The 13,382-nt window shown below is 71.1% G+C and carries 12 protein-coding genes and 1 riboswitch; of the genes, 3 read left to right on the top strand and 9 right to left on the bottom strand.

Annotated elements, in window-relative coordinates:
- The first annotated feature begins 130 nt into the window (after positions 1–130).
- A riboswitch (cobalamin riboswitch) is annotated at positions 131–255 on the top strand.
- A gap of 125 nt (positions 256–380) precedes the next feature.
- Both ACWCPN_RS14775 and ACWCPN_RS14770 read left to right on the top strand, forming a co-directional pair.
- Complete coding sequence (locus tag ACWCPN_RS14775) at positions 381–2,765, top strand: ribonucleoside-diphosphate reductase subunit alpha (protein WP_451205614.1); 2,385 nt, start codon at positions 381–383, stop codon at positions 2,763–2,765.
- Positions 2,765–3,778, top strand: a complete 1,014-nt coding sequence (locus tag ACWCPN_RS14770) for a ribonucleotide-diphosphate reductase subunit beta (protein WP_351662632.1) — start codon at positions 2,765–2,767, stop codon at positions 3,776–3,778. Before ACWCPN_RS14775 ends, ACWCPN_RS14770 begins: the two co-directional genes overlap by 1 nt.
- Here ACWCPN_RS14770 and ACWCPN_RS14765 read toward each other — a convergent pair.
- Positions 3,691–3,945, bottom strand: coding sequence for a hypothetical protein (locus ACWCPN_RS14765; RefSeq protein ID WP_451205611.1), 255 nt, complete (start codon positions 3,943–3,945; stop codon positions 3,691–3,693). The genes ACWCPN_RS14770 and ACWCPN_RS14765 overlap by 88 nt on opposite strands.
- A 92-nt stretch (positions 3,946–4,037) precedes the next feature.
- On the opposite strand from ACWCPN_RS14765, the gene ACWCPN_RS14760 reads away from it, so the two are divergent.
- On the top strand, positions 4,038–5,003 hold the full coding sequence (locus tag ACWCPN_RS14760) for a helix-turn-helix domain-containing protein (protein ID WP_199211938.1): 966 nt from the start codon (positions 4,038–4,040) through the stop codon (positions 5,001–5,003).
- Between the two features lie 19 nt (positions 5,004–5,022).
- Here the strand turns inward: ACWCPN_RS14760 and ACWCPN_RS14755 are convergent, their stop codons facing one another.
- The 8 genes from ACWCPN_RS14755 to sigR all read right to left on the bottom strand — a co-directional run bounded on the left by ACWCPN_RS14755 (position 5,023) and on the right by sigR (position 13,255).
- Positions 5,023–6,393 carry a bifunctional albaflavenone monooxygenase/terpene synthase gene (locus ACWCPN_RS14755; protein ID WP_365119900.1) on the bottom strand — a complete coding sequence of 457 codons (1,371 nt, stop codon included), beginning with the start codon at positions 6,391–6,393 and terminating at the stop codon, positions 5,023–5,025.
- The gene (gene cyc1, locus ACWCPN_RS14750; RefSeq protein WP_451205608.1) at positions 6,390–7,475 is read right to left on the bottom strand and encodes an epi-isozizaene synthase; all 1,086 of its coding nucleotides are present in this window, start codon (positions 7,473–7,475) and stop codon (positions 6,390–6,392) included. Before cyc1 ends, ACWCPN_RS14755 begins: the two co-directional genes overlap by 4 nt.
- A gap of 258 nt (positions 7,476–7,733) precedes the next feature.
- A complete protein-coding gene (gene def / locus ACWCPN_RS14745; protein ID WP_199211936.1) occupies positions 7,734–8,384 on the bottom strand; it encodes a peptide deformylase in 651 nt (216 codons plus the stop codon).
- A 70-nt stretch (positions 8,385–8,454) separates the two neighbouring features.
- Positions 8,455–9,435: a hypothetical protein gene (locus tag ACWCPN_RS14740; RefSeq protein ID WP_365119907.1), complete on the bottom strand. Its 981-nt coding sequence runs from the start codon at positions 9,433–9,435 to the stop codon at positions 8,455–8,457.
- A gap of 100 nt (positions 9,436–9,535) precedes the next feature.
- Positions 9,536–10,777 carry an HD-GYP domain-containing protein gene (locus ACWCPN_RS14735; protein ID WP_451205604.1) on the bottom strand — a complete coding sequence of 414 codons (1,242 nt, stop codon included), beginning with the start codon at positions 10,775–10,777 and terminating at the stop codon, positions 9,536–9,538.
- Positions 10,774–12,120, bottom strand: a complete 1,347-nt coding sequence (locus ACWCPN_RS14730; RefSeq protein WP_451205601.1) for an HD-GYP domain-containing protein — start codon at positions 12,118–12,120, stop codon at positions 10,774–10,776. The genes ACWCPN_RS14735 and ACWCPN_RS14730 overlap by 4 nt, the downstream gene beginning before the upstream one ends.
- Before the next feature lie 125 nt (positions 12,121–12,245).
- Entirely contained in the window at positions 12,246–12,557 is a 312-nt protein-coding gene (gene rsrA / locus ACWCPN_RS14725) for a mycothiol system anti-sigma-R factor (protein WP_451205598.1), read from the bottom strand.
- The gene (gene sigR / locus ACWCPN_RS14720) at positions 12,554–13,255 is read right to left on the bottom strand and encodes an RNA polymerase sigma factor SigR (RefSeq protein WP_199211933.1); all 702 of its coding nucleotides are present in this window, start codon (positions 13,253–13,255) and stop codon (positions 12,554–12,556) included. Before sigR ends, rsrA begins: the two co-directional genes overlap by 4 nt.
- Between the last annotated feature and the right edge of the window lie 127 nt (positions 13,256–13,382).

The following is a 13,382-nucleotide window of genomic DNA, read 5'->3' as shown; positions in this document are numbered from 1 at the left end:
CACCCCGCAGCGGGCCGCCGAGGGCACGACCCTCGGCGGCCCGCTGTCATGCGAGTTGACCCTGCGGAGCCGCCGCAACACGCAACAGGCACAACATGTGGGGGTGACACGACAGCCCGGCACTAGATGTATGCTCATGCTCGCTGTCGCCGCAGGGGAATCCGGTGCGAATCCGGAACTGTCCCGCAACGGTGTACTTGCGTGCTTCCGCACGCCTGTTCCAGTCCGAGGACCTGCCGGCAGCGCGCGCCCGGCCGTCCCGGTCCGGGTGCTCATCGACGTCCGGGCCTCGTGGAATGGGCCGGGGACGCGACGCCGTGTGCGCTCGTGCCGCCCCCTGCCCTCCGCAAGGCCCCGTGCCGAGCGAGGGAGAGCCCCACGTGACCATCGCGCCAGCCGACCCGGCTTCAGCCACCCCGGCGAGCGGAGCCCCGGTGGAGACCGACGGTCCCGGTACCGCGTTGCTGCGGACCCTGACCGAGCTGACCGCCGACCTCCCCGACGCCGACCCCGGCCGGGTCGCCGCGGCCGCCCTGCGGGGCCGGTCCGCCCGGGCCGACGAGGCGGAGTTGCGCGAACTGGCCACGGAGGCGGCCGCCGGACTGATCTCCGAGGACCCCGCCTACTCCCGGCTGGCCGCCCGGCTGCTGACCGTCTCCATCCGCGCCGAGGCCGCCTCCCAGGGCGTCACGTCCTTCACCGGGTCCGTCGCCGTGGGCCACCGCGAGGGCCTCATCGCCGACCGCACCGCGGAGTTCGTACGGCTGCACGCCGAACGGCTCGACGCGCTGGTCGACACGGCGGCCGACGACCGCTTCGGCTACTTCGGCCTGCGCACGCTGCACAGCCGCTACCTGCTCCGCCACCCCATCACCCGGCGGGTGACCGAGACGCCCCAGCACTTCATGCTGCGCGTCGCCGCCGGACTGGCCGAGGACGACACCGCCCGCTCCGTGGACGAAGTCGCGGCGCTCTACGGGCTGATGAGCCGCCTCGACTACCTGCCCTCCTCCCCCACCCTCTTCAACTCCGGCACCCGGCACCCGCAGATGTCGTCCTGCTACCTCCTCGACTCCCCGCTGGACGAGCTGGACTCCATCTACGACCGGTACCACCAGGTCGCCCGCCTCTCCAAGCACGCCGGCGGCATCGGTCTGTCGTACTCCCGCATCCGCAGCCGCGGTTCGCTGATCCGGGGCACCAACGGGCACTCCAACGGCATCGTGCCGTTCCTGAAGACGCTGGACGCCTCGGTGGCCGCGGTGAACCAGGGCGGACGGCGCAAGGGCGCCGCCGCGGTGTACCTGGAGACCTGGCACTCCGACATCGAGGAGTTCCTGGAGCTGCGCGACAACACCGGTGAGGACGCCCGCCGGACGCACAACCTGAACCTCGCGCACTGGATCCCGGACGAGTTCATGCGCCGGGTCGACGCCGACGAGCGGTGGTCGCTGTTCTCCCCGGCGGACGTGCCGGAGCTGGTGGACCTGTGGGGCGAGGAGTTCGACGCCGCGTACCGCCGGGCGGAGGCCGCCGGGCTCGCGAAGAAGACGATGCCCGCCCGGGACCTGTACGGCCGCATGATGCGCACCCTCGCGCAGACCGGCAACGGCTGGATGACCTTCAAGGACGCGGCCAACCGCACCGCCAACCAGACGGCCACCCCGGGCCACGTCGTGCACTCCTCCAACCTGTGCACCGAGATCCTGGAGGTCACCGACGACGGCGAGACCGCGGTCTGCAACCTGGGGTCGGTCAACCTCGGCGCGTTCGTGGACACGGCGGCCGGCGACCTCGACTGGGAGCGGCTCGACGACACCGTCCGCACGGCCGTCACCTTCCTCGACCGCGTGGTCGACATCAACTTCTACCCGACCGAGCAGGCCGGCCGGTCGAACGCCAACTGGCGTCCGGTGGGCCTGGGCGCGATGGGCCTGCAGGACGTGTTCTTCAAGCTGCGGCTGCCCTTCGACTCCCCCGAGGCCAGGGCCCTGTCCTCGCGGATCGCCGAGCGGATCATGCTCGCCGCGTACGAGGCGTCCGCGGACCTCGCCGAGCGCAACGGCCCGCTGCCGGCCTGGCGGAAGACCCGTACCGCGCAGGGTGTCCTGCACCCCGACCACTACGGCGTGGAGTTCACCTGGCCGGAGCGCTGGGCGGCCCTGCGCGCGCGGATCGCCGAGGTCGGCATGCGCAACTCGCTGCTCCTGGCGATCGCTCCCACGGCCACCATCGCGTCCATCGCGGGCGTGTACGAGTGCATCGAGCCGCAGGTGTCCAACCTGTTCAAGCGCGAGACGCTGTCCGGTGAGTTCCTTCAGGTCAACTCCTACCTGGTGAAGGACCTGAAGGAGCTGGGCGTGTGGGACGCCCGAACCCGTGAGGCGCTGCGCGACTCGAACGGCTCGGTGCAGGAGTTCGCCTGGATCCCGGCGGACGTACGGGCCCTGTACCGCACGGCGTGGGAGATCCCGCAGCGCGGTCTGATCGACATGGCGGCGGCCCGGACCCCGTTCCTCGACCAGGCGCAGTCGCTGAACCTGTTCCTGGAGACGCCGACCATCGGCAAGCTCTCCTCGATGTACGCGTACGCCTGGAAGTCGGGCCTGAAGACGACGTACTACCTGCGCTCCCGCCCCGCGACGAGGATCGCCCGCGCCGCCCGGGCGCAGACCCGCGCCACCGTCCCCGTGCAGCAGGTCGCCGACCCCGACGCGGTCGCCTGCTCCCTTGAGAACCCCGAGTCCTGCGAGGCCTGCCAGTGATGACCAGCGAAGCCAAGAACCTGCTCGACCCCGGCTTCGAGCTGACTCTCCGCCCGATGCGCTACCCGGACTTCTACGAGCGCTACCGGGACGCCATCAAGAACACCTGGACCGTCGAGGAGGTCGACCTCCACTCGGACGTCGCCGACCTCGCGAAGCTGACGCCGGCCGAGCAGCATCTGATCGGACGTCTGGTCGCCTTCTTCGCGACGGGCGACTCGATCGTCGCGAACAACCTGGTGCTGACCCTCTACAAGCACATCAACTCCCCCGAGGCCCGGCTCTACCTGAGCCGCCAGCTCTTCGAGGAGGCCGTGCACGTCCAGTTCTACCTGACGCTGCTGGACACCTACCTGCCCGATCCGGACGACCGGGCCGCGGCCTTCGCGGCGGTGGAGAACATCCCCTCCATCCGGGAGAAGGCCGGGTTCTGCTTCAAGTGGATCAACGAGGTCGAGAAGCTGGACCGGCTGGAGTCCAGGGCCGACCGCCGCCGCTTCCTGCTGAACCTGATCTGCTTCGCCGCGTGCATCGAGGGTCTGTTCTTCTACGGCGCGTTCGCGTACGTCTACTGGTTCCGCAGCCGGGGTCTGCTGCACGGTCTGGCCACCGGGACCAACTGGGTGTTCCGCGACGAGACGATGCACATGTCGTTCGCCTTCGACGTGGTCGACACCGTCCGCAAGGAGGAGCCGGACCTGTTCGACGACGAGCTGCGCGGGCAGGTCACGGACATGCTGCGGGAGGCCGTCGAGGCCGAGCTGCAGTTCGCGCGCGACCTGTGCGGTGACGGCCTCCCGGGCATGAACACCGAGTCGATGCGGCAGTACCTGGAGTGCGTCGCCGACCAGCGCCTCACGCGCCTGGGCTTCGCCCCGGTGTACGGCTCGGAGAACCCCTTCTCCTTCATGGAGCTGCAGGGCGTTCAGGAGCTGACGAACTTCTTCGAGCGCCGCCCGTCGGCGTACCAGGTGGCCGTGGAGGGCACGGTCGACCTGGACGAGGACTTCTGAACCTCCTTCTCCCGGCTCTGCGCGCCCCGGGCCTCCTGAGCCTCCCTGAGCTGTCGGTCGACTCGCCTGTCGCGGGCGATGCCGAGGACGGACGGGAGGATCAGGAGGACCAGGATGCCGAGGGTGGTGAGCATTCCGATCAGGCCTTCGATCTGGTTTCCGGTCATGACACCACTGTCGCGCCGGATGCTCCTTACCAACAGTGGCAGGACTGCCGCACACCCTCGATTTACTGCCAGCCTCGGGGCACACTGGCAGCATGCTGAGAAACGTGGCGGCAGTGCTGCTGGACGGCGTGCACCCCTTCGAGCTGGGGGTGGTGTGCGAGGTGTTCGGCATCGACCGCAGTGACGAGGGCCTGCCGGTGTACGACTTCGCCGTGGTCTCGGCGGAGGGCCCGGCTCTGAGCACCCATGTCGGCGGGCTCACCGTGTCGACTCCCTACGGTCTGGAGCGGCTGGAGGAGGCCGACCTGATCGCGGTGCCGGCCGGGAGCGACTACGTGACCCGGGAGTACCCGCCCGCCCTGCTCGACGCCCTCGTGCGGGCGGTGGAGCGGGGCACCCGGGTGCTCAGCGTGTGCTCGGGCGTGTTCGTGCTCGGCGCCGCCGGACTGCTCGACGGCCGGCGGTGCAGCGTGCACTGGCGGCAGGCGGGGGAGCTGGCGCTGCGCAACCCCCGGGCGATCATCGAACCGGACGTCCTCTACGTCGACGAGGACCCGGTGATCACCTCCGCCGGCACCGCGGCCGGCATCGACGCCTGTCTGCACCTCGTGCGCAAGGAGCAGGGCCCGGAGGTCGCGAAGAAGATCGCCCGGCGGATGGTGGTGCCGCCGCACCGGGACGGCGGACAGGCGCAGTACATCGAGCGGCCGCTGCCCGAGACTCCGTGCGACACGGTCGGCGAGGTGCTGGTATGGATGGAGGGGCACCTCGGCCAGGAGGTGACCGTCGAACAGCTCGCCGCCCGCGCCCACATGGCCCCGCGCACCTTCGCCCGCCGCTTCCAGCAGGAGACGGGGACGACCCCCTACCGCTGGCTGCTGCGCCAGCGGGTGCTGCTGGCACAGGAGTTGCTGGAGGGCACGGACGAGACCATGGACGCGATCGCCTCCCGCACCGGCTTCGGTACGGCGGCGGCGCTGCGCCACCAGTTCGTCCGCGCCCTCGGCACGACCCCCAACGCCTACCGGCGCGCGTTCCGCGGCCCCGAGGCCGCCTGAGCGCGCCGGTGGCGGCGGCCTACCAGGGCACCGGCTTCAGCAGCAGCCGCTGCGGCCGGAGCGTGATGCCCACCCGGGTGGTGTCGTCCGACGCACCGATCTGCTCGAAGCGGTACTTCGCCGAGATCGCCGCGGTGATCAGGGTCAGCTGGGCCATGGAGAAGTGATCGCTGGGGCACTTGCGGTTGCCGACGCTGAAGGGGCTCATGGCGTACTTGGGCACCTCCTTGGCCCGCTCCGGCAGCCAGCGGTCGGGGTCGAAGCCGAGGTGGTCGCCGTAGGAGCGGGCGTCGCGCTGGATGGCGTACGGGCTGTAGACGATGTCCGCGCCCTCCGGAATGCGATAACCGCCGAGCGTGGTGTCGCAGATCGCGCGCCGCGTCAGAATCCATACGGCGGGCCGCAGCCGCATGGCCTCGACGACGACATTGTTGGTGTGGGTGAGCCGGCGGACGTGCTCGAATCCGACGGGCCGGCCGCCGGTCACGGATTCGACCTCGGCACGCACCTTCTCGGCGTGTTCCGGATGTTCCGCGAGCACCTGGAGCAGCCACATGATCGTGGAGGCGACCGTTTCGCTGCCCGGGGTGACTATCGCCACCACCTGGTCGTGGATCTCCTGTTCCCCGATGGGCTCACCATTGTCGTCCGTCGCCTCCAGCAATGCCGTCAGCAAATCGTCCGGCTTTTGACCAGATGCCCTCCGCTCGGCGACGATCTCGTCGACCAGGAGATGCAAATCGGCCAATGCCCGGTTGAATTCACGGTTCGCCGGGAACGGCAGCCGGTACAGCGGTCCGAGCGGGACGACCATCCTGCGGTACATACCGCGGAACACGGTGGCGAGGTCGGCGCTCAGCCGCTCGGCGCGCTCGTCCATGTACTCGCCGCGCAGCAGACAGCGGGCCGCGACACGCACCGCGACCCGGAAGGACTCCGAGGTGCAGTCGACGGTCTCGCCGGGCCGCCAGCGCTCGGTCAGCGCGTGCGCCTCCTCCTCCATGACCGGCCCGTACGCGGGGATCGCGTCGAGCCGGAACGCGGGCTGGATGGTGCGCCGCTGGCGCCGGTGCCGGGGGCCGTTGGCGGTGGCCACGCCCTCCTTGCCGAGCAGGCCCTCCAGGGACTCCCACAGCGGCCCGTCGATCCGGTAGTCGGTGCTGAGCGCGAGCGCGCCGGTGAGTTCGGGGGTGGTGACGGCGTAGACCGTCTTGGGGCCGAGCTTCAGACGCACCACGTCACCGTGCGCGCGCAGCCCGGACATGAAGGCGAGCGGGTCGCGGACCAGCTTCAGGCCGTGGCCGAGGACCGGGACGGCGCCGCCGGCCAGGGGTGCCTCGCGCGGTTCCGCCGTCTCGGCTGTCTGGGGCTTCACGGACTCGACGGTCATTTCTCACCTGCCGCTTCGTTGTTGACGTACGGGGGTGTGGCCCGGTCCTCCCAGCTGTCGACCATGTAGCGGCCCGACTCGTGGTGGAACCAGTAGACGGAGCTGAACCAGTTCCGCATATTGCCGACGCAGGCGCGGACGGCGGCGCCGAGTTCCTTTCCCGACACCGTGCCGTCGTCGGCGAGTTCGTCCGCGAACCGCAGCGCCTCGCGTTCGGCTCCGATGAATTCTTCGATGCATTCCTCGACGCGTCGCCTGATTTCCTCGACGGCTTCCTCGAGGGTCAGCCCCTGGTGCGTGACGAGACTGATTCCGAGATTGTGCACCTCGTCGCCCGCGATTTCCTTGGGCAGTGAGCAGAGGTCGTTGTACCAGGCGGCGAATTCCTGACTCAGCAGTGCCGCGCGGCGATAGGCCGGGGCTTTCCGGACGGCGTCCGGGAGTTCACGCCCGGCGCTCGGCTCCAGGAGGTCCGTCCATATCCAGTGGGCGAAGGTGAGCCGCCGCAGGGCGAGGTACTCCTCGACCTGCGGGACGTACGCCCGGGTGCGGTTGTGGAACTCGCGGTCGTAGGCGTCGATCACCGTGTGGAAGTGCCGGGTGAACCGCTGGTTCCAGGTGTGCGGCAGGAACGAGAACAGCCGCAGCACGCTGTCCGCGAGCCCGGCGACCACCGGGTCGGGATGGCCCAGGTGCTGCCGGGGCGCGTCGAGGGCCGCGTGCAGCCGGCGGCGCAGGCGCCGCCAGTCGGCGGCCCGCCCGTGGACGATGTCACGGTCGTGGCGGTCGTCCCAGACGAAGAACCAGGCGCTGTAGTCGGCGATGGCCTGCAGGACCTCGTCGGGGGCGTCGGTGTAGTACCCCGCCATGAGGTCGGTGTAGCACAGTCCGTCGGCATATTCCCGCACCTTGTCCGCCGGCATCAGCCGCTTTTCGAGCAGCCACTGCCGGGTCTTCTCCTGGAGCTTCGGCCAATACGGGTGGAGTTGTCGTGGAAAGGAGTCCTCGATCACCGGAAGTGCGAGAGACGGCGGTACCGCCACCGAGGTCGTCGATGTGGTGCCGTGTGAGAAAGCGTGCACGAACTGTCCCCTCTCAGCCGCCAGGAGCGCACAGCCCTCCTTGTCGTGCCGGGCGTGCGCCGTTGCGTATCCCCGCACTTCCCATTCAGCACCACAACTGACCGCCGAGGGAACGGATTTGCTTCAATCACCACCCCAGGTTGCCGGGATTCATGTGACGAACAAATGAGCGACGCCCGTCCGGGAAGGATCCCGGACGGGCGTCGTGACGGACGTCGTCGCTGCTCCGCGCGGTGGCCGGGGCTCCGGCCGGGCGCCTCAGTCGTTGGCGACCACGGGGTAGCGTGGCTCGTTCTCGGCCATCTGGCGCAGCGCGTCCTTGCGATCACGCTTGGACAGGCGGTCGATGTAGAGGTAGCCGTAGAGGTGATCGGTCTCGTGCTGCAAACACCGTGCGAAGTAGCCGGTGCCGCGGACCTTGATCGGGTTGCCCTTCTCGTCCTGACCGGTCACCTCGGCGTAGTCGGGACGCGCGAGCGGCGCGTACGCCGTGGGCACGGACAGGCAGCCCTCGTTGCTGTCGTCCAGCCTGCGCCGGTCGGCCGGCAGGTCGACCAGCTTCGGGTTGCACACCACTCCGACGTGCCGGACGCCCTCGTCGTCCTGGCAGTCGTACACGAAGACCTTGCGGTCCACGCCGATCTGGTTGGCGGCCAGGCCCACGCCCTCGGCGGTGCGCTGGCTGGCGAACATGTCGGCGACCAGCTGGTCCAGCTCCGCGCCGAACTCGGTGACGTCCTTGCACTCCTTGTGGAGCACCGGGTTGCCGACGACCGTGATCGGCCGCGAGGTGCCGCGCTCGCGCCAGGTCCCCTCGCGCTCCTCGCAGTCCTCCGTGTCGACGACGTAGCCCTCGTCGTCGACGGGGAGCACGCCCGCGTGCTGCTGATCGGTGTCCTGCTGCGCCATGACCGACGTATGCCTTCCTGCAAGCCTTGGAAATCTCGGATACAGCCTAAACGCGGCCGGTCACCGGTGGTCAGCAAACCTCTTCGAGATCGCGCCAGTCCCGGGAGTCCGGGCTGTCCGCGACCCACCCGTCGAGCAGGCCCCGGACGAGCGACGCCGGCGCGGCGACCCCGCACTCCCGCTCCGGCACCCAGAGCTGCCCGTCGGTACGGTGCCCGAGCGGCCCGGGGTGACCGGGTTCACTGTGGTCGTGGGGGTCCAGGTGCACACCGTCGCCCTCGTCCGACGGCATCCGTGACTCCGAGCACATCCGGCACAGCAGCCGCACCGAGGAGGACCAGTCCTCCGCGGCGAACCCCGCGTCCGCCGCGAGCTGTTCCAGGGCGTCCCGGTCGGCCTCCGTGGCCGCCTCCAGCAGCACCACCCAGGTGGGCACGGGCGAGGGCGCCCACAGCTCGATCTCGTCGAACACCGGGAAGGAGTGCCCGGCGGACGTGGTGCGCTCGCCGTGCGGAACGCCGTCGTGCAGCACGACCTCCCCCCAGCGCCGCCCGGACGAGGGCAGCGGGATGGACAGCACCTCGATCCGCGCCGGGTCCAGCCTGCGGCCCCACACCACCTCGGCCTCGCCCTCCGGCGAGAGCCGTACGGCCGCGCTGCCCAGGTCCATGCCGAGCGGCTCGCCCGCCGCGGTGGCGCCACCGGGCACCCTCAGCCCGTAGGCCTGCCAGGCGCGCCGGGCCAGCGGCCAGTCCTGCAGGGCGGTGGCGGCGATGCCGACGTTCCACCAGTCGGGGGCGCCGGTCTCCCGGTCCAGCAGCGCGACCGCCCGCAGCCCGGCGGCCCGGGCCTGCTCCCAGTCGTGCCGGAACTTGTGCAGCAGAGCGAGGTTGAACCAGGACTCCGCCAGCCAGGGTTCCAGGTCGGCCGCGCGTGTCAGCAGCTCGCCCGCGTCCTCGTACCGGCCGTCTCCGATGAGCGTGAACGCCCGGTCGGTGGCCTGCCGCCAGGAGGCGGAGGGCCGGTGTCGTCCCTTTCCGAAGATCCTCACGATTCCCGCCTGCCAGTTCCATTTCCGCACAGTGGGCTGGCTTGTGCCCCCGGACACCCTCTCCCTCGCATCCAACCACGTACGGCCTCAAAGGCGCTCATTACCCATGGGTTACCCCGTCACACGCGGGGTCAGACAGCGCCTGGGAGAGTACCCGGGCGAGGGATTCGACAACCTCGGGAGCGTAATCCCCGGCGGTGGCCAGGCGCAGCTCCTCCAGAGCCAGCAGCGGACCCTCGGGCCCGGCGTCGCGGGCCTTCTCCTCGTAGGCGTTCACGGCCCGCACGATCCGCGCGGCCAGCGGCTGCTCCGGGTACGGGTCGGCCTGGCGCTCGACGACCGTGGCGACCTCCGCGTCCACCCCGGTCTGCCGTACGACGGCGCCGCCGAGCAGCGCGATGCGCCGCTGCTCCTCGCCGGGCAGCGTGGCGGTGGCCCCGGCCGGGACCGGGTCGACGAGGCTGAGCTGGCCGATGTCGTGCATCAGCGCCGCGTACTCCAGCACGGTCAGCTCGGGACGGGACAGGCCCAGGTCGCGGCCGACGGCCCGGCTGAGCGCGGCGACCCGGCGGGCGTGCCCGGCGGGGGTGCAGCCGGCCACCTCGGTGGCCCGGGCGAGGGACGCGATGGTCTGCCGGTAGGTGGCCCGCACGGCGGCGTAGCGGCGGACCGAGAGCTGGGTGAGCAGCAACGGCAGGCAGAACACGGGCAGCGCCCACAGCCCGGCCACGGCGACCGCGAGCGCCATCACCGCGCCGGTCGCGCACACGGCGAAGCCGATGCCGAGCAGTCCGCGCAGTTCCTCGCGCAGCAGCGGGCCGAAGCGCCAGCGGGTGCGGGAGTGGGCGAGGGCCGCGGCGAGGACGGCGTCGCAGAGCGCGGTGAGGACGAGCAGCGCGACGAGCAGCAGGGCGTAGGCGGGACCGTCCCAGGTCCGGAACGCACCCCCGTTGTAGAGGGGTTGGAAGCAGACGGCGGCGAAGCCCGCGGTGAGGACGCGGCGGGCGAGGTGGTCGAGGGTGGGTGTGCGGCCGCACCAGATGTGCGGGACGCCGCCGAGCAGGGAGGCGGCGAGGACGACGGTGACGACCTGCGCGGCGCTGTGCCCGGTGGGGTGCCCCGCGTCGGGCCCCAGCAGGGCGTACGACAGCGACCCGGCGGTGCCCAGCGGCGCGGTGCGGCGCGCCCCGGTGCCGGACCACCGGGTCAGCTCGCCGACGGCTATGAGCACGCCGAAGGCGAGCGCGACGCCCGGGTCGTCGACGCCGTTCCACAGGGTGAGGGCGAGACTCACGGTGGCGGTGACGGCTGCGCAGGCGTGGATGAGCCGGAGTGCGGTCACCGGTGTGCCCCGCTGCGGCGGCCGCCGGCCGGCTGCTGGACGGGGACCGTGCGCGGGGCGTCGTCGGCGGTGACGGCCGGATGCCAGCCGTGCCTGCCCAGCGCCCGGACGAGGGCGGTGACCATGCGCGGGTCGAAGTGGGTGCCCGCGCAGCGCTCCAGTTCCTCGACCGCCGCCTCCACCGGGCGGGCCCTGCTGTAGGAACGGGTGGAGGTCATCGCGTCGAAGGCGTCGGCGACGGCGACCACGCGGGCGCACTCGGGAATCTGACCGCCCGCCAGCCCGTAGGGGTAGCCGCTGCCGTCGAGCCGTTCGTGGTGGTGCAGGATCGCCGCGCGGGCCTCGCCGAGGAAGGAGATCCCGCGGACCATCTCGTGGCCGTACTCCGGGTGCAGCTCGATGATGCGCCGTTCCTCGGGGGTCAGCGGGCCGTCCTTGCGCAGCAGCCGGGTGGGGACGCCGAGTTTGCCGACGTCGTGCAGGATGCCTGCGAAGCGGAGCACCTCGACGCGTTCGTCGTCCAGCCCGAGTTCGCGGGCGATCAGCACCGAGGCCCGGCCGACCCGCTCGCTGTGGCCGCGGGTGTAGCCGTCCTTGATGTCGACGGCCTGCACCAGGGCGCGGATGGTGGCCTGGTGGGCGGCCCGCTCCCGGTGGTACTGCGCGAAGACCCAGCAGGAGACGCCCATCGGCAGCAGTACGAGCAGCGCGGAGACGGGGCCGTACCGGCTGCGCCACAGCACGGCCATCATCAGCCCGGCTAGCCCGTGCACCGCGACCGGTGCCAGCGAGCGGGACAGCAGCCCGCGCCAGGCCCGGCGCGCGGGCGCCCTCCCCCACTGCCGCAGAGGCGTGGGCGGCACCCCCACACCCGCGGCGAGGAGGCCGCCGTCGAGCGCGCTGAGCACCACGCAGAAGGCGAGCACCGCCGCCCCCGCGGGTACGAGGGCGTAGGGGAAGGCGTGGGCCACGACGGCGTCCCGGCCGCCGAGCGCCCAGTGCACCCGGGCCGCGGCCCACACGGCGAGCGCGGGCTGCGCGGCCCGCCAGACGCGCCGGGGCAGCACCGGCCCGTGCTCGACGTGGGCGAGCAGGGCGGCCGGCAGCGGCACGAGCGCGGCGGCGGGCGGCGGCAGCAGGAAGGCGCCGGCGAGCAGCACCGGATAGAACGTTCCGCCGAAGCGGCGCCGTACGACGTGCTCGCAGGCCGCGTACAGCGCGGCGAGCAGGGCCAGCACCCACCAGGGCGTGCGGATGGAGTGCAGGGGCAGGACGCAGAACGCGGCGAGCAGGGCGACACAGGCCACATAGCCTTGCGCTCTCGCCGGAACCGTCGCCTCCATCGCGCCCTCCCCCGACCGTGCCGGTGCAGGCTCGGAGCCTAGGACGGGATTCGGGGGGGCCGGGGGCCCATGACCCGAGGATTAGCACGTTCGGGTGACAGGGCCGTTTGGCCGGAGGGCGCGGGTCAGGACTCCTGCGGTGTCACCGGCGCCGTGGTGACGTCGTGCTCGGGGACGGTCTGCCCGGAGCGGATCAGGTCGATCCGCCCCATGACCTTGGCACGCAGGTCGGCGGGCACGTCGTCATGGCCGCAGCACCGCTTGACGAGCTTCTTCACGGCCTGCTCCAGGCCGTACTTCTCCAGGCACGGCGAGCATTCCTCGAAGTGGTGCTGGAACTTGTCGCGATCGATGTCCGGCATCTCGCTGTCGAGGAACTCGTAGAGGTGGTCGAGCACCTCACTGCAGTCCGTCTCGTGCGGCTCTCCGCAGCTCATGAGCCCGAGCCTTTCGCTTCGTTCGACTCTCCGGCGCCCGCCGGGACCAGTCCGCGTTCGCGGGCGTAGTCCTCCAGCATGCCGCGCAGCTGACGGCGGCCCCGGTGCAGCCGGGACATCACCGTTCCGATGGGTGTCCCCATGATGTCCGCGATCTCCTTGTACGCAAAGCCCTCTACGTCCGCGAGGTAGACGGCGATGCGGAACTCCTCGGGGATCGCCTGCAGCGCTTCCTTCACGTCCGAGTCGGGCAGGTGGTCGAGCGCCTGCGACTCGGCGGAGCGCAGACCCGTCGACATGTGCGACTCGGCGCGGGCGAGCTGCCAGTCCTCGATCTCCTCGGCCGCGCTGCGCTGGGGTTCGCGCTGCTTCTTGCGGTACGAGTTGATGAAGGTGTTGGTCAGGATCCGGTACAGCCACGCCTTGAGGTTGGTGCCCTCGCGGAACTGGTGGAAGGACCCGTACGCCTTGGCGTAGGTCTCCTGAACCAGGTCCTCGGCGTCGGCCGGGTTGCGCGTCATGCGCAGGGCGGCCGAGTACATCTGGTCGAGGAATTCCAGCGCGTCCCGCTCGAAGCGCGCGCTGCGCTCCGCGGTCGACTCGGAGCCGGTCTCCGTGTCCGCGCTCATGCCCCGGCCCTCGGGCTGCTCCGCCTGGCCGTTGTCGGTCCCTGCGTCGGTACCGGTGACCGGACCCACCTCCTCAAGTTCCCGGACGGGACCGAGACCGGTCCCACCTGTTTCGGAGGATAGAACACGACCCGTACCTGCCGCCGCTCGAATAGGAGCGGTCTTGGCCGCGTGCAGCACCGTCCAGTCCAGGTCA

Source organism: Streptomyces sp. NPDC002386 (genome assembly GCF_053593175.1).
The sequence above is the reverse complement of the archived record's forward strand: the minus strand, read 5'-3'. Positions and strand labels throughout refer to the sequence as shown.